This is a genomic window from Streptomyces pilosus, assembly GCF_014649835.1.
In the GTDB taxonomy this organism is placed as follows: domain Bacteria; phylum Actinomycetota; class Actinomycetes; order Streptomycetales; family Streptomycetaceae; genus Streptomyces; species Streptomyces pilosus.
Genome location: NZ_BMTU01000001.1, coordinates 864,006 through 885,021, shown reverse-complemented (window position 1 = coordinate 885,021; position 21,016 = coordinate 864,006). Strand labels below are relative to the sequence as shown.

11 protein-coding genes are annotated in these 21,016 nt (G+C 72.9%); 9 read left to right on the top strand and 2 right to left on the bottom strand.

Going from position 1 to position 21,016, the window contains the following annotated elements:
• Positions 1 to 116: 116 nt before the first annotated feature.
• The 4 genes from mrdA to IE118_RS03940 all read left to right on the top strand — a co-directional run bounded on the left by mrdA (position 117) and on the right by IE118_RS03940 (position 7,354).
• On the top strand, positions 117 to 2,441 hold the full coding sequence (gene mrdA, locus IE118_RS03955) for a penicillin-binding protein 2 (protein WP_189555811.1): 2,325 nt from the start codon (positions 117 to 119) through the stop codon (positions 2,439 to 2,441).
• Complete coding sequence (gene rodA / locus IE118_RS03950) at positions 2,438 to 3,640, top strand: rod shape-determining protein RodA (RefSeq protein WP_189555810.1); 1,203 nt, start codon at positions 2,438 to 2,440, stop codon at positions 3,638 to 3,640. Before mrdA ends, rodA begins: the two co-directional genes overlap by 4 nt.
• A gap of 113 nt (positions 3,641 to 3,753) precedes the next feature.
• Positions 3,754 to 5,325, top strand: coding sequence for a CYTH and CHAD domain-containing protein (locus IE118_RS03945; protein WP_189555809.1), 1,572 nt, complete (start codon positions 3,754 to 3,756; stop codon positions 5,323 to 5,325).
• 64 nt (positions 5,326 to 5,389) lie between these two features.
• Positions 5,390 to 7,354 carry a TIGR03960 family B12-binding radical SAM protein gene (locus tag IE118_RS03940; protein WP_189555808.1) on the top strand — a complete coding sequence of 655 codons (1,965 nt, stop codon included), beginning with the start codon at positions 5,390 to 5,392 and terminating at the stop codon, positions 7,352 to 7,354.
• Between the two features lie 70 nt (positions 7,355 to 7,424).
• On the opposite strand, the gene IE118_RS03935 is transcribed toward IE118_RS03940, so the two are convergent.
• Together IE118_RS03935 and IE118_RS03930 are read right to left on the bottom strand one after the other, a co-directional pair.
• On the bottom strand, positions 7,425 to 9,719 hold the full coding sequence (locus IE118_RS03935) for a peptidoglycan recognition protein family protein (protein WP_189555807.1): 2,295 nt from the start codon (positions 9,717 to 9,719) through the stop codon (positions 7,425 to 7,427).
• A gap of 342 nt (positions 9,720 to 10,061) precedes the next feature.
• The gene (locus tag IE118_RS03930) at positions 10,062 to 10,913 is read right to left on the bottom strand and encodes a hypothetical protein (RefSeq protein ID WP_189555806.1); all 852 of its coding nucleotides are present in this window, start codon (positions 10,911 to 10,913) and stop codon (positions 10,062 to 10,064) included.
• A 605-nt stretch (positions 10,914 to 11,518) separates the two neighbouring features.
• Here IE118_RS03930 and IE118_RS03925 point away from each other — a divergent pair.
• From IE118_RS03925 to IE118_RS03905, 5 genes are all read left to right on the top strand, one after another.
• Positions 11,519 to 12,295, top strand: a complete 777-nt coding sequence (locus tag IE118_RS03925) for a TIGR03936 family radical SAM-associated protein (protein ID WP_189555805.1) — start codon at positions 11,519 to 11,521, stop codon at positions 12,293 to 12,295.
• Between the two features lie 263 nt (positions 12,296 to 12,558).
• Positions 12,559 to 16,791 (top strand): Rne/Rng family ribonuclease, encoded by a 4,233-nt coding sequence (locus tag IE118_RS03920; RefSeq protein ID WP_189555804.1) that lies wholly within the window; start codon positions 12,559 to 12,561, stop codon positions 16,789 to 16,791.
• A 445-nt stretch (positions 16,792 to 17,236) separates the two neighbouring features.
• The gene (locus tag IE118_RS03915) at positions 17,237 to 18,352 is read left to right on the top strand and encodes a DegT/DnrJ/EryC1/StrS family aminotransferase (protein WP_189555803.1); all 1,116 of its coding nucleotides are present in this window, start codon (positions 17,237 to 17,239) and stop codon (positions 18,350 to 18,352) included.
• Positions 18,349 to 19,374, top strand: a complete 1,026-nt coding sequence (locus tag IE118_RS03910) for a Gfo/Idh/MocA family protein (RefSeq protein ID WP_189555802.1) — start codon at positions 18,349 to 18,351, stop codon at positions 19,372 to 19,374. Before IE118_RS03915 ends, IE118_RS03910 begins: the two co-directional genes overlap by 4 nt.
• Complete coding sequence (locus IE118_RS03905) at positions 19,364 to 21,007, top strand: glycosyltransferase family 2 protein (RefSeq protein ID WP_189555801.1); 1,644 nt, start codon at positions 19,364 to 19,366, stop codon at positions 21,005 to 21,007. Before IE118_RS03910 ends, IE118_RS03905 begins: the two co-directional genes overlap by 11 nt.
• Positions 21,008 to 21,016 lie beyond the last annotated feature (9 nt).

Sequence of the window (21,016 nt, the reverse complement as noted above, 5' to 3'; positions counted from 1 at the left end):
CTTCCGAAACATCACTCCGACGAGTGAACGACGGCGGAACGCCGACCGGCGTACCGGCCGTTCATCCCTCGTACGCCGTCCCCACGCCCACACGCTCTGAGAGAGGAGGAAACCGCGTGACCAACATCCCCGAGACCGGCCGCAACCCGCGGGTCCAGATCCGGCTCGTCGTCATCCAGGTCCTCGTCATCTCCCTCCTCGGCACCCTCGGCGGGCGCCTGTGGTACCTCCAGATCCGCGAGGGCGACCAGTACGCCAAGGAAGCCTCCGGCAACCACGTCCAGCAGGTCGTCCAGCCCGCCGTCCGCGGCTCCATTCTGGACGCGCGCGGAGTGGCCCTCGCGGACAACGAGACCCGGCTCGTCGTCTCCGCCTCCCGCACCGACCTCATGAAGATGAAGGACGACGGCAAGGAGGTCCTCAGCAAACTCGCCGCCGTCCTCGGCATGAAGCCCGAAGAGGTCGAGCAGAAGGTCCGGCTGTGCAACGCCGAGACCCCCCAGCCCTGCTGGAACGGCTCGCCGTACCAGCCCATCCCCATCACCGACGAGGCCACCCCCAAGCAGGCCCTGCAGATCCGCGAACGCGCCGAGGACTTCCCCGGCATCACCGCCGAACCGCAGGCCCTGCGCCGCTACACCAGCCCCGGCAAGGCCAACACCGCCCAGGTCCTCGGCTACCTCTCGCCCGTCACCGACGAGGAGATCCAGAAGGCGCAGGACACCAGCTCGCCCTACCTGCGCTCCGACATGGTCGGCCGCTCCGGCCTCGAGCGCCAGTACGACAAGCAGCTGCGCGGCAAGGCCGGCGTCACCCGCTACGAGGTCGACAAGCTCGGCCGCGTCCTCGGCCAGGCCGAGGCCGACCCCGCCCAGCCCGGCGCCAACCTCGTCACCAGCATCGACTCCCGCGTCCAGCGCATCGCCGAGTACGAACTCAACGAGGCGATGAAGGAAGCCCGCAAGCAGCACGACCGCAACACCAACCGCACCTACGAGGCCGACTCCGGCGCCGTCGTCGTCATGGAGGCCAAGACCGGCCGCGTCGTCGCCATGGCCTCCAACCCCACCTACGACCCCAACGCCTGGGTCGGCGGCATCTCCGCCAAGGACTACGCGGCCCTCACCGGCAAGGACTCCAACTACCCGCTGCTCAACCGCGCCATCCAGGGCCAGTCGGCACCCGGCTCCATCTTCAAGGTCATCCCGACGGCCGCCGCCATCAACGCCGGGTACTCCTTCGAAGGCCCCTACGAGTGCTCCAGCTCGTACTCCATCGGCGGCCAGGTCTTCAAGAACTTCGAGTCCCAGAGCTTCGGCGGCATCAGCCTCGGCCGCGCCCTGGAGGTCTCCTGCGACACCGTCTTCTACCGCCTCTCCCACGAGGAGTGGAAGCGCGACGGCGGCAACAAGCCGAAGAAGAACGCCAAGGACTGGTTCTACAAGACCTCCCACCAGTTCGGCCTCGGCGAGGAGACCGGCATCGACCTGCCCAACGAGGTCACCGGCCGCGTCCCGGACCGCCAGTGGAAGAAGGACTACTGGACGGCCAACAAGGACTCCTGGTGCAAGTACGGCAAGAAGGACGGCAGCTACGCCGAGAAGATCGCCTACGAGAACTGCCTCGAGGGCAACCGGCTGCGCGCGGGTGACTCCGTCAACTACTCCATCGGCCAGGGCGACACCCTCGTCACCCCCATCCAGATGGCCGCCATCTACGGGGCCCTCGCCAACGGCGGCACCCTCTACCACCCCACCGTCGGCAAGGCCGTCATCAGCCCCGACGGCAAGGCGGTCGAGGAGATCCAGCCCAAGGCCCACGGCAAGCTGCCGATGACCAAGAAGACGCTCGCCCAGATAGACGAAGCCCTCGAGGGAGTCGCCACCCGCGGTACGGCCGCGTGGCGATTCGGGGGCTGGCCGCAGGACGAGATCCCGATGCACGCCAAGACCGGTACCGCCGAGGTCCACGGCAAGCAGACCACCTCCTGGTTCGCCACGTACACCAAGGACTACTCGATCGTCATGACGATCTCCCAGGGTGGTACCGGCTCCGGCGCCTCGGGCCCCGCCGTGCGCAACATCTACAACGCCCTCTACGGCGTCTCCCCGGAGGGCGAGATCGACAAGAAGAAGGCGCTCCTGCCCACACCGCAGAAGACCCTCCCCGCGGTCCGCACCGACGGCACCATCAAGGCCCCGAAGATCTCCAAGGACCCCGCCAAGGACCGGGCCACCCCCTCGCCCGGCGCCACCACCCCCCAGGACGGCCCCGCCGACCCCCAGCAGACCGGCACGACGCCCTCACCGGAGAACACCAACCGCGACACCCGCCGGCGGGAGCGACGCCGGGGCGGCGGACCACGCCCCGGCGGCGGCCGCGCCCGCTGCAACACCCACCACCGGCGCACCCGGACCGGAACACGGAGGACGACGTCATGACCGGCGGCGTCAACAGCTTCCAGGTCTCCGGATACGGCCCCGAACGAGCGGGCTGGACCCGGGTCTTCGCCCGCGACTCCCTCGCCCGCCGCATGGACTGGCCGATACTGCTCTCGGCACTCGTCCTGTCCCTGCTCGGCTCCCTCCTGGTCTACTCGGCCACCCGCAACCGCACCGAACTCAACCAGGGCGACCCCTACTACTTCCTGGTCCGGCACTGGCTCAACACCGGCATCGGGATCGCCCTGATGATCGGCGCCATCTGGCTCGGCCACCGCGCCCTGCGCACCGCCGTGCCCCTGCTGTACGGCGCCTCGGTCTTCCTGATCCTCCTGGTGCTCACCCCCCTGGGCTCCACGATCAACGGCGCCCACTCCTGGATCAAGCTCCCCGGCGGCTTCTCCCTCCAGCCCTCCGAGTTCGTGAAGATCACGATCATCCTGGGCATGGCGATGCTGCTCGCCGCCAGGGTCGACGCCGGCGACAAGCCCTACCCCGACCACCGCACCGTCCTGCAGGCCCTCGGCCTGGCCGTCGTCCCCATGCTGATCGTGATGCTCATGCCCGACCTCGGGTCGGTCATGGTCATGGTCGTCATCGTGCTCGGCGTGCTGCTCGCCTCCGGCGCCTCCAACCGCTGGATCTTCGGCCTGATGAGCGCCGGGGCGATCGGCGCGGTCACCGTCTGGCAGATCGGCGTCCTCGACGAGTACCAGATCAACCGCTTCGCCGCCTTCGCCAACCCCGAACTCGACCCCGCCGGCGTCGGCTACAACACCAACCAGGCCCGCATCGCCATCGGCTCCGGCGGACTGACCGGCTCCGGCCTGTTCGAGGGCTCCCAGACCACAGGCCAGTTCGTCCCCGAGCAGCAGACCGACTTCGTCTTCACCGTCGCCGGCGAGGAACTCGGCTTCGTCGGCGGCGCCCTCATCATCGCCCTGCTCGGCATCATCCTCTGGCGCGCCTGCCGCATCGCCCGCGACACCACCGACCTGTACGGCACCGTCGTCGCCGCCGGCATCGTCGCCTGGTTCGGCTTCCAGGCGTTCGAGAACATCGGCATGACCCTCGGCATCATGCCGGTCACCGGCCTGCCCCTGCCGTTCGTCTCCTACGGCGGCTCCTCCATGTTCGCCACCTGGCTGGCGGTCGGCCTGCTCCAGTCGATCAAACTGCAACGGCCGATGTCCGCCTGACCCCCGGCACCCCCTCCGGGGCCCGCGCGAGCGCGGCCCTCGCGCAGGCCCGCACGTCACCGGTGCGGAGCGGCCCACTGCCGCTCCGCTCCCGCGGCGACTAGATTCGATCCATGGCGGACACCAAGCGAGAGATCGAGCGCAAGTACGAGTCCGACACCGACGGGTTGCCCGACCTGACCCGCGTCCCCGGTGTCGCCTCCGTCCACGACCGGGGCGTCACCCACCTCGACGCGACCTACCACGACACCGCCGACGAACGCCTCGCCGCGTCCGCCATCACCCTGCGCCGCCGCACCGGCGGCTCCGACGCCGGCTGGCACCTCAAGTTCCCCGTCGCCCCCGGCGTGCGCGACGAGATCCGCGCCCCGCTCTCCGACACCCTCCCGGCCGAACTCGCCGCCCTCGTCCGCTCCCGCGTCCGCCACCACCCCCTGCTGCCCGTCGTCCGCCTGCGCTCCGACCGCGACGTACGCCACCTCCTCGACACCGACGGCCGGCTCCTCGCCGAGGTCAGCATCGACACCGTCCACGCCGAACGCCTCACCGGCGACGGCGGCACCGCCCGGTGGACCGAGATCGAGGTCGAACTCGCCGACGACGGCGACCCCGCCTTCCTCGACAAGGTCGACAAACGCCTCCGCAAGGCCGGCGCCCGCCCCGCCCGGTCGTCCTCCAAACTGGCCCGCGCCCTGGCCGAGACGGCACCCCCCTGCACCGCCACCCCGGCGACGGACCCCACCCCCGCCACCGCACCCGAAGCGGCCCCGAAGCGGAAACGGCGCTCCCGCGCGGTCGGCGAACCCGTCACCGCCGGCGACCACGTCCTCGCCTACGTCCGCGCCCAGCGCGACGCCCTCGTCGAGCTCGACCCCGCCGTACGCCAGGACCTCCCCGACGCCGTGCACAGCATGCGCGTCGCCACCCGCCGCCTGCGCAGCACCTTCCGCACCTTCCGCACCGTCCTTGACCGGGAGACGACCGACCCCGTCGCCACCGACCTGAAGTGGCTGGCCGGCGAGCTCGGCCTCGACCGCGACCAGGAAGTCCTCGCCGCACGCCTCGACGCCGGCCTCGCCGACCTGCCCCCCGACCTCGTGCACGGCCCCGTCGCCGGCCGCCTCACCCACTGGGCCGAGGCCCGCCACGCCGGAGCCCACGGACGCCTCACCGGCATCCTCGACTCCCGCCGCTACCTCACCCTCCTCGACACCCTGGACGCCCTGGTCGGCGACCCGCCCCTGCGCAAGAAGGCCGGGGCCGCGCCGGAGAAGGTCCTCACCAAGGCCGTGCGCAAGGACCTCGACAAACTCACCGGCCTCGTCACCCGCGCCCTCGACCTGCCCCCCGGCACCGACCGCGACGTCGCCCTCCACGAGGCCCGCAAGAAGGCCAAGCGCACCCGCTACGCCGCCGAGGCCGCCACCCCCGCACTCGGCAAACCGGCCAAGCGGCTCGTCGCCTCCATGAAGTCGCTCCAGGGCCTGCTCGGCGACCACCAGGACAGCGTCATGGCCCGCCGGACCCTGCGGGAACTCGCCGCCGTCGCCCACGCCGCGGGGGAGAACGCCTTCACCTACGGCGTCCTCCACGCCCGCGAGGAACGCCGCGCCGAACTCGCCGAGAACGCCCTCCCCGACGCCTGGGACGCGATCACCGGGGACCACCGGCCCTGGACGGCGTAGGGAGTACCCCTCCGGCCGCGTTACGCTGAATGGTCACCCCACTCAGCACACAAAGGTTCGCGAGATGCCTGCCGAAGTCGCCGAGTCTGTGTTCCCGCAGCTCGAAGCTCTGCTCCCGCATGTGCAGAAGCCGATCCAGTACGTCGGCGGAGAGCTCAACTCCACGGTCAAGCCGTGGGACAGCTGCGACGTCCGCTGGGCGCTCATGTACCCGGACGCCTACGAGGTCGGACTGCCCAACCAGGGCGTCATGATCCTCTACGAGGTCCTCAACGAACAGGACGGCGTCCTCGCCGAGCGCACCTACAGCGTCTGGCCGGACCTCGAGGCGCTGATGCGGGAGCACCGCGTCCCGCAGTTCACCGTCGACAGCCACCGCCCGGTGAAGAACTTCGACGTGTTCGGCCTGAGCTTCTCCACCGAGCTCGGCTACACCAACATGCTCACCGCCCTGGACCTGGCCGGCATCCCCCTGGAGGCCAAGGACCGGACGCTGGACGACCCGATCGTCATGGCGGGCGGCCACGCGGCCTTCAACCCCGAGCCGATCGCCGACTTCATCGACTGCGCGGTCATCGGCGACGGCGAGCAGGCCGTCCTGGAGGTCACCCGCATCATCCGCGCCTGGAAGGAGGAGGGCCGCCCCGGCGGCCGCGAGGAACTCCTCTTCCGCCTCGCCAGGACCGGCGGGGTGTACGTCCCCGGCTTCTACGACGTCGAGTACCTGCCCGACGGCCGGATCGCCCGCGTCGTACCGAACCGGTCGGGCGTGCCCTGGCGCGTCTCCAAGCACACCGTCATGGACCTCGACGAGTGGCCCTACCCCAAGCAGCCCCTCGTGCCGCTCGCCGAGACGGTCCACGAGCGCATGTCCGTGGAGATCTTCCGCGGCTGCACCCGCGGCTGCCGCTTCTGCCAGGCCGGCATGATCACCCGCCCGGTGCGCGAGCGCTCGATCACCGGCATCGGCGAGATGGTCGACAAGGGCCTCAAGGCCACGGGCTTCGAGGAGGTCGGCCTGCTGTCCCTGTCGAGCGCCGACCACTCGGAGATCGGCGACGTCGCCAAGGGCCTCGCGGACCGCTACGAAGAGGACAAGATCGGCCTCTCCCTGCCCTCCACCCGCGTCGACGCCTTCAACATCGACCTGGCCAACGAACTGACCCGCAACGGCCGCCGTTCGGGCCTCACCTTCGCCCCCGAGGGCGGCTCTGAGCGCATCCGCAAGGTCATCAACAAGATGGTCTCCGAGGACGACCTCATCCGGACCGTCGCCACCGCCTACGGCAACGGCTGGCGCCAGGTGAAGCTGTACTTCATGTGCGGTCTGCCCACCGAGACCGACGACGACGTCCTGCAGATCGCCGACATGGCCACCCGCGTGATCGCCAAGGGCCGCGAGGTCTCCGGCTCCAACGACATCCGCTGCACGGTCTCCATCGGCGGCTTCGTCCCCAAGCCGCACACGCCGTTCCAGTGGGCCCCGCAGCTCTCCGCCGAGGAGACCGACGAGCGCCTCGGCAAGCTTCGCGACAAGATCCGCGGGGACAAGAAGTACGGCCGCTCCATCGGCTTCCGCTACCACGACGGCAAGCCCGGCATCGTCGAGGGCCTGCTCTCCCGCGGCGACCGCCGCATCGGCGCGGTCATCCGCGCGGTCTACGAGGACGGCGGCCGCTTCGACGGTTGGCGCGAGCACTTCTCCTACGACCGCTGGATGACCTGCGCGGAGAAGACCCTGCCGTCCTTCGGCGTCGACGTCGACTGGTACACGACCCGCGAGCGCACCTACGAGGAGGTCCTCCCCTGGGACCACCTCGACTCCGGTCTCGACAAGGACTGGCTCTGGGAGGACTGGCAGGACGCCCTCGACGAGACGGAGGTCGAGGACTGCCGCTGGACCCCGTGCTTCGACTGCGGGGTGTGTCCTCAGATGGACACCAGCATCCAGATCGGCCCGACGGGCAAGAAGCTGCTGCCGCTGACGGTCAAGAACGGCGCGCCGGCGCCGAGCGGGCACGTGCACTGAGCCGGCCGCAAGCGCCTCCGGCGACCACTGAGCCCCCTCCGGTCCGGAGGGGGCTCAGTGCTGCCGGGTGCTACTTCAGGTGGACGATGCCGTCGGTGGTGACGGCCGGGCGGCCGCTGGTGCCGACCACGACGATCTTGATCGTGTGCCTGGCGCTGCTGCTCCAGGTCTTCGTCCAGATCGCGTCGCGGTACTTGGTGGTGGCCGACTTCAGGTCCACGGTGGCGGCCTTCGTGCCGTCCACGTAGATGTGGGCCTGGCCGGAGGTGGCGGCGCGGGAGACGATCCAGGCGACGGACCGGCCGGTGAAGGTCCAGCTCAGTGAGGCGTTCTTGGCGGAGCTGCTGTACGACTTGCCGCCGAGGTAGCTGGTGGAGGACTTGGTCGTCCAGGTGCCGGACCTGGTGGCGGAGCTCTCCTGGAGGATCACCGGGGTGCCGGCGACGGAGGCGCCGGCGGTGTTGCCCGCCTGGTCGCGGGCGGTCAGGGACCAGGTGGTGGCGGCGCCGGACCTGGCGGTGTGGTTCGCGCCGGTGACCGTCGGCCCGTAGGTCTTGGCGGTCGGGGCGGTGAGCCGGACCTCCTTCAGCGCGGCGCCGTCGGTGGCCTTCCACTTCAGGGTGAGCGGGACGGCGGCGGTGTTGACGGTGCCGGTGCGCAGGGACAGGTTCGGCTTGGTGGTGAAGGTGGGGGCGGTGGTTTCGGCGACGACGGTCGCGGCGGCCGTGGTGGTCGTGGTGCCGGACTGGTGGACGGCGCGGACGGCGACCTTGTGGGTGCCGGCGGTCAGGGTGGCCTTGGCGGAGGTGGCGGTGCCGGCGGTGGTGGTCACGGCCTTGCCGTCGACCAGGAGTTCGTACTTCGCGACGAGGGCGGCCGGGGTGGTGGCCGACCAGTTCACGGTGATGCCGGCCTTGGTGTAGGTGGTCGTGCCGGAGGTTCCGCCGCCGGTGACGGACTTCAGGGTGAGTCCGGAGACCGGCCCGCCCGCCCAGGTGCGGACGGTGGCGAGCTTGTTGTAGAAGGCGTCACCGGGGCACTGGGTGTTGTAGCCGTCCCGGTGGCCGTGGATCGCCGGCAGGGTGAGCCGGTCGCCCTTGGCCCAGGTCCTGCCGGTGTAGCTGCGGCCGCTGTCGCCCGCGGTGAGGGTGGCGGTGCCGGTGGGGGAGACGCCGTACTGGCCGAGCTTCCACGCGGCGATGCGGGCGACGGAGGTCATGGCGGCCGTGGAGGGCGCGGTGGAGGTGTAGGTGCCCAGGACGGAGATGCCGGTGGTCTCGCTGTTGAAGCCGTAGGCGTGGGCGCCCATCACGGGCCGGTCGACGCCGCCCTTGCGGCCTTCGTAGACCGTGCCGCACTTGTCGACCAGGAAGTTGTAGCCCAGGTCTTTCCAGCCGAGCTGCTTCACGTGGTAGGCGTAGATGCCGCGCACCACGGCCGGGCCCTGTGCGCAGGTGTAGTCGTTGGATTCGGCGGTGTGGTGCACCACGACCGCCTTGATCTTCTCGCCGGGCAGGTAGCTCGGTTCCTCCGGGCTGATCGACTCGTCGGCGCCCCAGGTGGCGCGGGAGGTGACCGGCGGGCGGGGTGCGGTGGACGGCGGTGCGGCGGGGACGCTCACCGAGGGGCTGGGGGAGGCGGCGGGCGGGGAGGGGGCGGAGTCCGACGGTTCGGTCACCGGGGGCTCGGGTTCCGTGGGCTCGGCGGGGGTGGGCGTGGCCGGTGTCCCGGAGGCGGGCGTCCCGGTGACGGTGACGTCCGGCTGGGGTTCGGTGCCGGTGCCCGGGTCGGTCGGGGTGGCGGGGGCCGGTTCGGTGGGGGTGGGTTCGGGTGTGCCGGTCTCGTCGACCGTGTAGGCGGCGGGCTCCAGCGCGGTGACCTCGCCGCTGCCGGGGTCGACCATGTCCAGGCGCAGGCCCTGGGGCAGGGGGGCCGCGTCCTTTCCGTCGACGCGCGCCTCGACGCCGTCGGAGGGGCCCACCCAGGCCGGTTCGGTGCCGCCGCGCGCGGCGCCGTTCTCCCCCTGGCCGCTGTCGCCGTCCAGGGTGAGCCATCGCGACCAGTTCCCGGTGCCGGCGGCCCGGGTGCGGACCTCGACCGTGCCGCCGACGCGGGCGGCGGGGTCGGACCAGGTCACACCGAGCATGCTGAAGGGCGCGGTGTCCCGCTTGCCGAGGGAGGCGGTGGTGCCGTCCCCGGAGACCTGCAGTGCGGTGGTCTCCGCCTTGCTGCTGACGGGCCCGGGTGTGCCGCCGGCGGCGGAGCCGGGGCTGTCCTGGCCCGTGACGGCCTGCAGGACGAGGGCTCCGGAGAGACCGGCCGCTACGACGGCGGACGTCTTCCAGAAGTGTCGTGGTGTGCGCATGTCAGCTCGCGAGGTCCTTCTGCGGTAAGGAGGAGGAGCGGAGGGGGACGCCCGCCGCCCGCACGGGCGGCACAGGAGAGACACACGTGACCCGGGGAAGGTTGTACGCCGAGGTCAGGGGGACGGGCGCGGCGCGGTGCGGGCCGTGCGGGACAAGGGGACCGGGCCCTCGCGGGTGACGGGGATCACTGCGCCGGTCCGGTGCGGCGAGCGGCGGACGGACCGGCCGCGGCGCCGTGCGGAGCCGCCGGCGCGCGGGGCCGTACGAGCGGGCCGCACGCGCCCGGGAGCGGCCCTCCGCGCCTGGCGGGGGCCGCTCTCCTTGCGCTCGGGGGAGCCGGGTTACGGGACCTCTCGGCCGTACGGGCGGACGCGGTGGCGGGGGGTGGCCGTCCGGCGGGGCGGGCGGGTGAGGGTGATCTGGCGGACCAGTTGCTGGAAGCAGGCCAGGGCGGCCACGCCCGGGAGGGCCGCAGCCGCCGTGTCGGTGAGGGTGCGGGGGGCCTCGGCCACGCAGAGCAGGACCGCGACGGAGGAGAAGAGCAGGACGACGAACCAGGAGTGCAGGGCGCGCCGCTGGTGGAGTGCCGCGCGGAGGATGGAGAGGGAGCCCGCCAGCCAGGGGCCGTAGACCAGGATGGGCCACCAGGCGGAGGAGTCGCCGCTGCTGTGCGCGGTGGTGACCAGGAGCAGGGGTTCGTAGGTGACCACGCCGCTGAAGACGCTCACCATCGACACGGTGACCGCTGCCATGGCGGCGATGACGTAGCTGGCGACGCGCAGTGCGTCGGGGCGTTTGCGCGGGGGCTTGCGGTGGCCGCGCGGGACCGGCGGGCGCAGGGGCGGCAGTTCGGCCGTGATCTCGTGGAGGTTGCCCAGGGGGCTGCCCGAGGGGGGCGCGGTGACCGGGGGGGCCTCGCGCGGAGGCGGCACGGTTCTGCCGTACTCCTCGCCGCGGGCCTCCTGGAGCAGGTAGGCGAGTTCCTCGGCCGGGTCCCAGGGCGGGACGGCGGGGTCCATCGCCGGGTCCCAGGGCGGGACGGCGGGGTCCGCCGCCGGGTTCCAGGGAGGGACGGCCGGCTCCACGGACTCCGCGTGGACGGCTCCGGCCCGGTGCCGTCCGGTGCCCGCCTCGTTGTACTGGTCCGGGATGTCGGTGCCGTACCAGAGAGGGTCGTAACGTTCTTCATTCATCTCAGAATTGATTCATCGGGCCGGCGGGAGCAGTCAACAGCAGTTCTGCGACGTGGAGTTGGAGCGGCCCTGACCTGCTTGCCTTCATACAGCGACTAACGGCCCCCGTGTCACTTGGATGCGCGGCGAATGAGTGAACGGCCGTGCCGACAATTGTTTTGTACGAGTCTCTTCCTTTCCTTTTCTTCGACTGGCGTTCGGCGGATGAGAGGCATCCGTGGCTCCATGGGGCATCCGCGCGGGCCGCTCCGGCGTCTGCCCCGGTATGGATCTTGCGGTCCACGCCGCACCGGCCGGCCCTGCGGTCCACGCCGCACCGCAGGGCCCCCCGGGCAGCCGGGCAGGCCGGGTCACCGGCCCACCGGCCGGTGACCCGGCCCCGGCTCCCGGCAGCGGGGGCCGGGTACGGAGCCCGGGCCGCCGGGAACCGGCGTCCCGGCTCGGACGTACTCTGAAGAGGACCACGACCCCCGTTCCCGGACCGGGACACCGGGGTAGTCGTACGGCCGTACGCTGGATAGGGAGGCGCGCCCCGCGTCTCCGTGCAACGAGGAGAAGATCCACTGGGCAAGCGACAGCCCGAAGGCCCGCCGCCCGCACCCGCGGTGCAGCGCATCCGACTGCGCTACACCAAGCGCGGCCGCCTCCGGTTCACCAGTCACCGTGACTTCCAGCGCGCCTTCGAGCGCGCGCTGCGCCGCGCCGAGGTGCCCATGGCGTACTCGGCGGGGTTCACGCCGCACCCGAAGGTGTCGTACGCCAATGCCGCACCCACCGGCACGGGCAGCGAGGCCGAGTACCTGGAGATCGCGCTCACCGAGCCGCGCGACCCCGAGCGGCTGCGCGGCCTCCTCGACGAGTCGATGCCCGCCGGACTCGACATCGTCGAAGCGGTCGAGGCACGCACGTCCGGCCTCGCCGACCGGCTCACGGCCTCCGTGTGGGAGCTGCGGCTGGACGGTGTGAGCCCCGAGGACGCCCGCCGGGCGGTGGACGTCTTCGAGGCGGCCGGGACCGTCGAGGTCCAGCGCCGGACCAAGAACGGCATCCGCACCTTCGACGCCCGCTCCGCGGTCGTGGCCCTGGAGAGCGCCGATGCGCACTCGTCGCAGCCCGATAGGCCGACCGACCAGCCCTGTGCGATACTGCGGCTGGTTGTTCGGCACGTGACGCCTGCCGTACGACCCGACGACGTCCTGTCCGGTCTCCGCGCCGTGGCCGACCTGGCGCCGCCGGTCCCCGCAGCGGTGACCAGGCTGGCGCAGGGGCTGTTCGATGAAGAGACCGGCACGGTGACCGACCCGCTCGCGCCCGACCGCGAGGCAGCAGCGACCGAGCCGCATCCGGCCGGCGCCACTGCCGCCGCGACGGCGCCCGCGTAGGGAAGGTCCCGCGCAGGGACGGACGTCGTACAAGCGCCGCCCTCGAACTCGGGAGCCACCTGGGTCGGGCAGCGCACCGACCAGAAGACTTTCGCCAGGCCGTACGCATTCGGCGTACGGAACCGGCGAGACAGGACACAGAGAGCTCCCGAGCGGCGCCCGCGCCCCGGACGGCGGCAACCGCGCACCGCGCGAGCCGCGGACGTCACCGGCATCGCCGGACCAGGTGCGGCGCCCGGGAGCCTGACGGGAGAAACGCCCGCATGCTCGAACCGAACGAGCCCACCGAGGGCTCCGAACCGAACACCCCCAGCGACACCTTGCCGCCCAGGCGGCGGCGTGCCGCGTCCCGCCCGGCGGGTCCGCCCGCCGCCACGGCCGGCACCACGGCGGCCGAGACCGTCACGACGGCCGCACCGGCCGCGGAGTCCGCCGACACGCCCGGGCCCGCAGGGCTCGCGGACACGCCGGGCAGCACCGCGACCGAGGAGAAGCCGGAGGCCGCCGCCCCCCGGCGCCGCCGTGCGGTGCGCCGCGCCGCCGCGCCCGCCGGGGCACCCGCCGCGGCCGAGGCCGCGGAGACCGTCGTGCCGGTGACGCCCGCCGCGGAGCGGGCCACCGCGGCCCCCGAGGCCGTGGCCGCCGCGGAATCCCCGGAGGACGCCGCCCCCCGGCGCACCCGCCGCCGGGCCACCCGCACGGTGACCACGCCGCCGGCCGGCCCCGAGGCCACCGGGACGCCGGACGCCCCCGGGACGCCGGAAGCCACCGAGGCCACCGCCACCGCCGGAGCGGCGGAGGCCCCCGCGCCCGCCGAGGCCGCCGAAGACGCCGCCCCGCGCCGGACCCGTCGCCGTGCGACGCGCACCGCTGCCGCGCCGGCGGCGACCGCCGAGGCGGACGTGACCGCTGACGGCGCCGAGCAGGCGCAGACCCCGGCGGAGCAGGCCCAGCCGGCCGGAACCGACGGCACCGACGGCACCGACGAGGACGCCGCCCCGCGCCGCACCCGGCGTCGTGCCGCGCGCCGCGCCTCCGCGCCCGCCGGCGCCCCCGTGACCGCCGGGACGGCGGAGGGCGACGCGGACGAGCCCGCACAGGCCGCCCCGACCGCCGAGGAGGCCCCGGTGACCGAGGACGAGAAGCCGGAACAGGCTCCCGCCCCCACCGAGCGGACCCCGCAGGCCGACGAGGCCCCCGCCGACGACGCCGCCCCGCGCCGCCGCCGGCGCGCGGTCCGCAAGGCCGCCGCCGGGTTCGCCGAGCCCGCGCGCACCGCCCGCGGCGCCGACTCCGCCGGCTCCGACGAGGCGGAGGGCTCGCCCCGCCGCCCCGCGCGCCCGGCCGTCGCCGTGTTCCAGCCGCCGGTGTTCACCGAACCCCGCTTCCAGACCCCCGAGCGGGCCGCCGCCGAGGCCGCGGCCGAGGTCGTCGCGCCCGACGGGCCGGAGGAGGAGACCGAGGAGTTCGCCGAGGAGCAGCCCGCCGCCTCCCGCCGCCGTCGCCGGCGCCGGGGCGCGGGCGACGAGGCCGAGGCCGCCGCACCGGCCGCCGAGGCCGCTGCCGCGACCCACGCCGAGGACGAGGCGGACGAGGCCGACGAGCCGGCCGACGACCACGCCGACACCGACGACCAGGACGACAGCGAGTCCTCCGGTGCGCGCCGCCGCCGTCGCCGCGGCGGGCGCCGCCGCCGGCGCGGTGAGTCCGCCGACTCCGACGTCGAGGGCGGCGAGCCCGGGGACGAGGACGCCGACACCGAGCGCATCGCCTCGGAACAGGCCGCCCAGGACGCCGAGGACACCGCCGAGCAGACCGAGGAGGACGCCGAGGACCGCGAGGACCGCGAGGACCGCGACGACTCCGGCGGTTCCAGCAGCAGCCGCCGCCGTCGCCGCCGCCGTCGCCGGGCCGGTGACAGTGGTGGCGAGTCGGACGCCACCACCGACGACCCCGAGCGGACCGTCGTCAAGGTGCGCGAGCCGCGCAAGGCGAGCGAGCCGTCCGACGAGGTGCAGTCCATCAAGGGCTCCACCCGTCTGGAGGCCAAGAAGCAGCGCCGCCGCGAGGGCCGCGAGCAGGGCCGCCGCCGCGTGCCGATCATCACCGAGGCCGAGTTCCTGGCCCGCCGCGAGGCCGTCGAGCGCGTCATGGTGGTCCGCCAGTACGGCGACCGCACGCAGATCGGCGTCCTGGAGGACGGGGTGCTCGTCGAGCACTACGTCAACAAGGAGCAGGCCACCTCGTACGTCGGCAACGTCTACCTCGGCAAGGTGCAGAACGTGCTGCCGTCGATGGAGGCCGCCTTCATCGACATCGGCAAGGGCCGCAACGCGGTGCTCTACGCCGGCGAGGTCAACTTCGAGGCGCTGGGCATGGGCCACGGCCCGCGCCGCATCGAGTCCGCGCTCAAGTCCGGCCAGTCGGTCCTGGTCCAGGTGACCAAGGACCCGATCGGCCACAAGGGCGCCCGCCTCACCAGCCAGGTCTCCCTCCCGGGCCGCTACCTCGTGTACGTCCCCGAGGGCTCGATGACCGGCATCAGCCGCAAGCTGCCCGACACCGAGCGGTCCCGGCTGAAGACCATCCTCAAGAAGATCGTCCCCGAGGACGCGGGCGTCATCGTGCGCACCGCCGCCGAGGGCGCGAGCGAGGACGAGCTGCGCCGCGACGTCGAGCGGCTCCAGGCGCAGTGGGAGGAGATCAAGAAGAAGTCCAAGAACGGCGGCAACGCCCCGACGCTGCTGTACGGCGAGCCGGACATGACCGTCCGGGTCGTGCGGGACATCTTCAACGAGGACTTCTCCAAGGTCGTCGTCAGCGGCGACGACGCGTGGGAGACCATCCACGGGTACGTGTCGCACGTGGCGCCGGACCTGGCCGGGCGGCTGTCCCGCTGGACCAGCGAGGTCGACGTCTTCGCCACGTACCGGATCGACGAGCAGCTCGCCAAGGCACTCGACCGCAAGGTCTGGCTGCCCAGCGGCGGTTCGCTGGTGATCGACCGGACCGAGGCGATGGTCGTCGTCGACGTCAACACCGGCAAGTTCACCGGTCAGGGCGGCAACCTCGAGGAGACGGTCACCAGGAACAACCTGGAGGCGGCCGAGGAGATCGTGCGCCAGCTGCGGCTTCGCGACCTCGGCGGCATCATCGTCATCGACTTCATCGACATGGTCCTGGAGTCCAACCGCGACCTGGTGCTGCGGCGCCTTCTGGAGTGCCTGGGCCGCGACCGTACGAAGCACCAAGTCGCCGAGGTCACCTCGCTGGGCCTGGTGCAGATGACCCGCAAGCGGGTCGGCCAGGGCCTGCTGGAGTCGTTCTCGGAGACCTGCGTCCACTGCAACGGCCGCGGTGTCCTCGTGCACCTGGACCAGCCGGCCGCCGCCGGCGGCGGCGGCAAGCGCAGGAAGCGCGCACGGGCCGGCGCGGCGGAAGCACCGCACGAGCACGAGATCGCCGGGACGGCGGAGCAGGAAGCCGAGGCCGAGGCCGAGTCGGTGGCCGAGGTCGCCGCCGGGGCCGCCGAGCCGGCCGCGCTCCCCGCCCCCGAGTTCACGCCGGACGAGGAGCTGTACAGCAGCGCCGCCGAGGCGGAGGCCGCGGCCACCCGTGGCCGCACGCGCCGCCGGGCGAGCCGGCGGGCGTCCGCCCCCGCGGGAGCCCCGAAGCGGGAGACCGACCGGGCCGCCCGGACCGCCGAGGTACCGCAGGCGCCGAAGGCCGCCGACGAGCGGACCGGGGAGCCCGTCGCGGCCGGGGAGCCCGTGCCGACGGCCCAGGACGTGACGGCCGCCGAGGAGGCCGCGCGTCCGGTGCAGCCGGAGTCGGCAGCCGACGCGCTCGCCGAGCCCGCGGCCGTCGAGGACGCCGTGGTGCCCGAGGAGGCCGCGCCCAAGGCCCGCACGCGTCGCCGGGCCACCCGCAAGGTGTCCGCGCCGGCCGGTTCCCCGGCGGGAGCGGAGGCCGCGGTGGTCACGGTCGCGGAGCCCGCGAGGACGGAGGAGGCCCCGGCGGCCGAGGAGGCTCCCGCCGAGGCGCCCGCCCCGGCGCAGCCCGAGGCCCCGGCCCGCCCGCGCCGTCGCGCGGTGCGCAAGCCGAGCACCTCCACCGCGTCGGAGGACACGGCCGTCGTGGTGGTCCCGTCCGCCCCCGCCGAGGAGCAGGTGCCCGCCGGCGAGCAGGCGCCCACCGAGGAGCCCGCCGCCGCGAGCACGGAGACCGCCGACGGCGAGGCGGAGGCCGCACCGGCCAAGAAGACCGCCCGCAAGGCGGCCAAGAAGGCCACGGCGAAGAAGGCCGCGACCAAGAAGACGGCGACGGCCAAGAAGACCGCCGCCAAGAAGACGACGGCCAAGAAGGCGACGGCCACCAAGACCGCCGCCAAGACGGCCGCCGCCAAGAAGACGACCGCGAAGAAGGCGGCGTCGAAGAAGACCGCGGCCGCGGAACAGCAGCCGTCCTCGTCGGTCACGGCCACCACCGAGGACTGACCGGTCACGGCAGGTCGGGCGCGGGACACCGGGAGACACCGGTGTCCCGCGCCGGACCGCGCCCCGCCGCCGACCCGCTGATCACGTTCGATCACGCGGGGACCGCGCCGGGGTCCGCGCGTGGTCGCTCATTGACCGCTGGAAGGTTTCTCTGTGGTAACTGTGAGAAATTTTCCCTCTCATCTGCTGGTAACGTAATCACGGTCTCGGCCGCTGTACTTCCGCCGCCGCCGTGGACCCAGCCGCTCACCGCGACCTGTGCGGGAGGCGGCTGTTCTCCGTCACGGGCTCCCAGGGGGCAACACCCGGGCGGAGACCGGTGCCGTGGACGGACATCGGTTGCATCTCGACAACACGGACACGGACGTCCCGCGCTCGGGACCGTCCCTTCCCGATCACATCGCGAGGCGCCCACGAGGCCGCCGAACGAGGAGGGGGAGCGTCGATGACCGACGCCCATGAGTTGATACCGGCCGCCAGGCCCGTCATCGGCGAGGAGGAGATCGAGGCCGCGGTGCGCGTGCTGCGCAGCGGCCGCGTCGTACAGGGGCCGGAGGTGGCCGCCTTCGAGGAGGAGTTCTCCGAGCTGGTCGGCGGGCGGCACTGCGTCGCCGTCAACTCCGGCACCTCCGCGCTGCACCTGGCCCTGCTCGCCCTGGGGATCGGCCCGGGGGACGAGGTCATCGTGCCGTCGTTCTCCTTCGCCGCATCCGCCAACGCGGTACGGCTGGTCGGCGCCGACGTGGTCTTCGCCGACATCGAGGCCGACAGCTTCTGCCTCGACCCGGCGGCCGTCGAAGCGGCCCTCACCCCGCGCACCGCGGCGGTCATGCCGGTCCACCTGTACGGCCACCCGGCCGCCATGGACCGCATCATGGACATCGCGGGCCGGCACGGCCTCGCCGTCGTCGAGGACGCCTGCCAGGCCCACGCGGCGGCACTGCACGGCACGCCGGTCGGTGCCTTCGGCAGCGCCGGAACCTTCAGCTTCTACCCGACCAAGAACATGCACGCCCTCGAGGGCGGCATGGTCAGCACCGAGGACGCCGAAGTGGCCCGCGTCCTGCGCCTGCTGCGCAACCAGGGCATGGAGCAGCGCTACGCCAACGAGATCGTCGGCGCCAACATGCGCATGACGGACGTGGCCGCCGCCATCGGACGGGTGCAGCGCGCCAAGCTCCCCGCCTGGACCGAGCAGCGCATCGCCAACGCCGCGTACCTCACCGAGCACATCACCGCGCCGAACGTGGTCACGCCGAAGGTCGCCGACGGCGCCCGGCACGTCTACCACCAGTACACCGTGCGCGTGAGCGGCGACCGGGACGCCGCCATGGCCCGCCTCAGCGAGGCCGGCATCGGCAACGCGGTGTACTACCCGACGCCCATCCACCGCCTCAAGCCGTACTGGGAGCCCGACCAGAAGGCCGGCCGGACCTGGGACCTGCCCGAGACGGAGCGCGCGGCGGCCGAGGTCGTCTCGCTGCCCGTCCACCCGGGCCTGGCACCGCGGGACCTGGAGCGCATCGTGTCCGCCGTGAACGCCCTGGGGGAGCAGAAGTGAGCACCGCGAAGCGGCTGCGGGCCGGACTCGTCGGCCTGGGCTCCATGGGGCGCCACCACGCCCGCATCCTCTCCGGCCTGGAGGGCGTCGACTTCGTCGGCGTCGTCGACCCGATGGGCGACAAGCACGGTGCCGCGCAGGGCGCCCCCGTCCTTGCCACCGTCGAGGAACTGATCGACCTGGGCGTCGACTACACCGTGGTCGCCTGCCCCACCGCGCTGCACGAGGAGGTCGGCCTGCAGCTGGCCGCCGCCGGTGTCTGCGCGCTGGTCGAGAAGCCGCTCGCCGACACGGTGGAGGGGGCGCGCCGTCTGGTGGAGGCCTTCGAGTCCCGCGGCCTGGTGGCCGGCGTCGGGCACATCGAGCGCTGCAACCCCGCGCTGCTGTCGCTGCGGGCGCGCCTGGAGGCGGGCGAGCTCGGCGACGTGTACCAGGTCGTCACCCGGCGCCAGGGCCCCTTCCCGCACCGGATAGCCGACGTCGGCGTGGTCAAGGACCTGGCCACCCACGACATCGACCTCACGGGCTGGGTCACGGGCCGCTCCTACACCTCCATCGCCGCGCACACCGTCTCCAAGAGCGGCCGCCCCCACGAGGACATGGTCTCCGCGGTCGGCCGCCTCGACGACGGCACGATGGTCAACCACCTGGTCAACTGGCTGAGCCCGCTCAAGGAGCGCTTCACCTCGGTCACCGGCGAGCGCGGCTGCTTCATCGCCGACACCCTCACCGCCGACCTGACCTTCCACTCCAACTCGGCGGTGGCCACCGAGTGGGAGGCCCTCCAGGCCTTCCGCGGCGTCGCCGAGGGCGACATGATCCGCTACGCCATCCCCAAGCGCGAGCCGCTCCTCGTCGAGCACGAGCTGTTCCGCGACGCGGTCCTCGGCCGTCCCGCCGACATCTGCACCCTGCGCCAGGGCCTGCGGACCGTCGAGGTCGCCGCCGCGGTGCTGGAGTCGGCCGCGGACCACCGCACCGTCTCGCTGCTGCCGGAGGACCTGATCAGTCATGGCGGCTGAGCGCCAGGGGCGCACCGCACCGGACGTCAGTGTGATCGTCGCGGTGTACAACACGATGCCCTACCTGACGGAGTGCCTGAACTCCCTCGTCGGGCAGAGCATCGGACGCAAGCGTCTGGAGATCGTCGCGGTCGACGACGGCTCCACCGACGACAGCGGTGCCGAGCTGGACCGCTTCGCCGAGCGCTACCCGGACACCGTCAAGGTGATCCACCAGGAGAACTCCGGAGGCCCGGCGGCACCCAGCAACCGGGCGCTGGACGTCGCCACCGGCCGCTACGTCTACTTCATCGGCTCCGACGACTACCTCGGCGAGGAAGCCCTGGAGCGCATGGTGGCCTGCGCCGACCAGCACGGCTCGGACGTCGTCGTCGGCAAGATGGTCGGCACCAACGGGCGCTACGTCCACCAGGCGCTGTACAAGAAGAGCGACCCGGACATCGCTCTCACCGACTCCGCCCTGCCCTTCACCCTCGCCAACACCAAGCTGTTCCGGCGCGAGCTGGTCGAGCGGCACAAGCTGCGCTTCCCCGAGAACCTGCCCGTGGGCAGCGACCAGCCGTTCACCATCGAGGCGTGCGTGCGCGCCCGGAAGATCTCCGTGGTGGCCGACTACACCTGCTACTACGCGGTGAAGCGGGGCGACGCCAGCAACATCACCTACCGCGCCGACCATCTGGCCCGGTTGCGGTGCACGGCGGAGATCATGGACTTCACCGCCGGGCTCCTGGAGGCCGGCCCGGAGCGCGACGCCGTGCTGCGCCGCCACTTCACCTGGGAACTCGCCAAGCTCGTCCAGGACGACTTCCCGGCCCTGGACCGTGAGCTGCAGCGCGACATCTGCGCGGGCATCGCCCGGCTCGCCGACGCCTACTTCACGGACGGCATCCGGGACGCGATGGACGTCAAGCGCCGGGTGCGCGTCTGTCTGGCCCGGGCCGGGGCGATCGACGAGCTGTGCGAGGCCATCACCTCGGAGAAGCAGCACGGCGCGCCGCCCTTCGTCGCCGAGGGGGACCGCGCCTACGCCCGCTACCCCGGCTTCCGCGACTCCCTGATCGGCCTGCCCGACCGGTGCTACGAGCTCGTCGGCGAGGCGGTCCCCGGCCGGCTCGCCCAGGGCACCGAACTGCTCGCCTCCGCCTGGCAGCAGGAGGGCGAGGGCATCACGTACACGGCGTCGGTCAGGGTGCCCGTCGTCGGCGACGCCGGCGCCGTCCTGCGGCTCGCCCGCGGGGCCATGCCCAAGTCGGCCGACAAGGCCGGGGCGAGGAAGCTGCCGGCCGGCCACTCCCTCCCGGAACCGGTGGGCGACCACACCACCGAGCCCGCCGAGGACGGCGTCGGCACCGTCCTGCACGCCCGCGTCCCGCTGCAGCGGACCGACGCCAAGCTCGGCGCCAGGGTCTACCTGCGGCTCGCCGGGACGACGTACGAGATCCCGGTGCCCGGCAAGGACCGGCCCATGCCGCTGTCCCGCCGCTGGGGCGGCCTCGACGACCCCTACCGTGCCGCTGCCCTCGTCAACGACAAGGGCCGCGTGGTGGTCGCCACGGCCCGGATGTACCCGCCGAAGAAGTCCCTGGCCTCCCGGGTGAAGACCACACTCGTCCGCGGTCTCAAGAGGAAGTAACGACCGAAC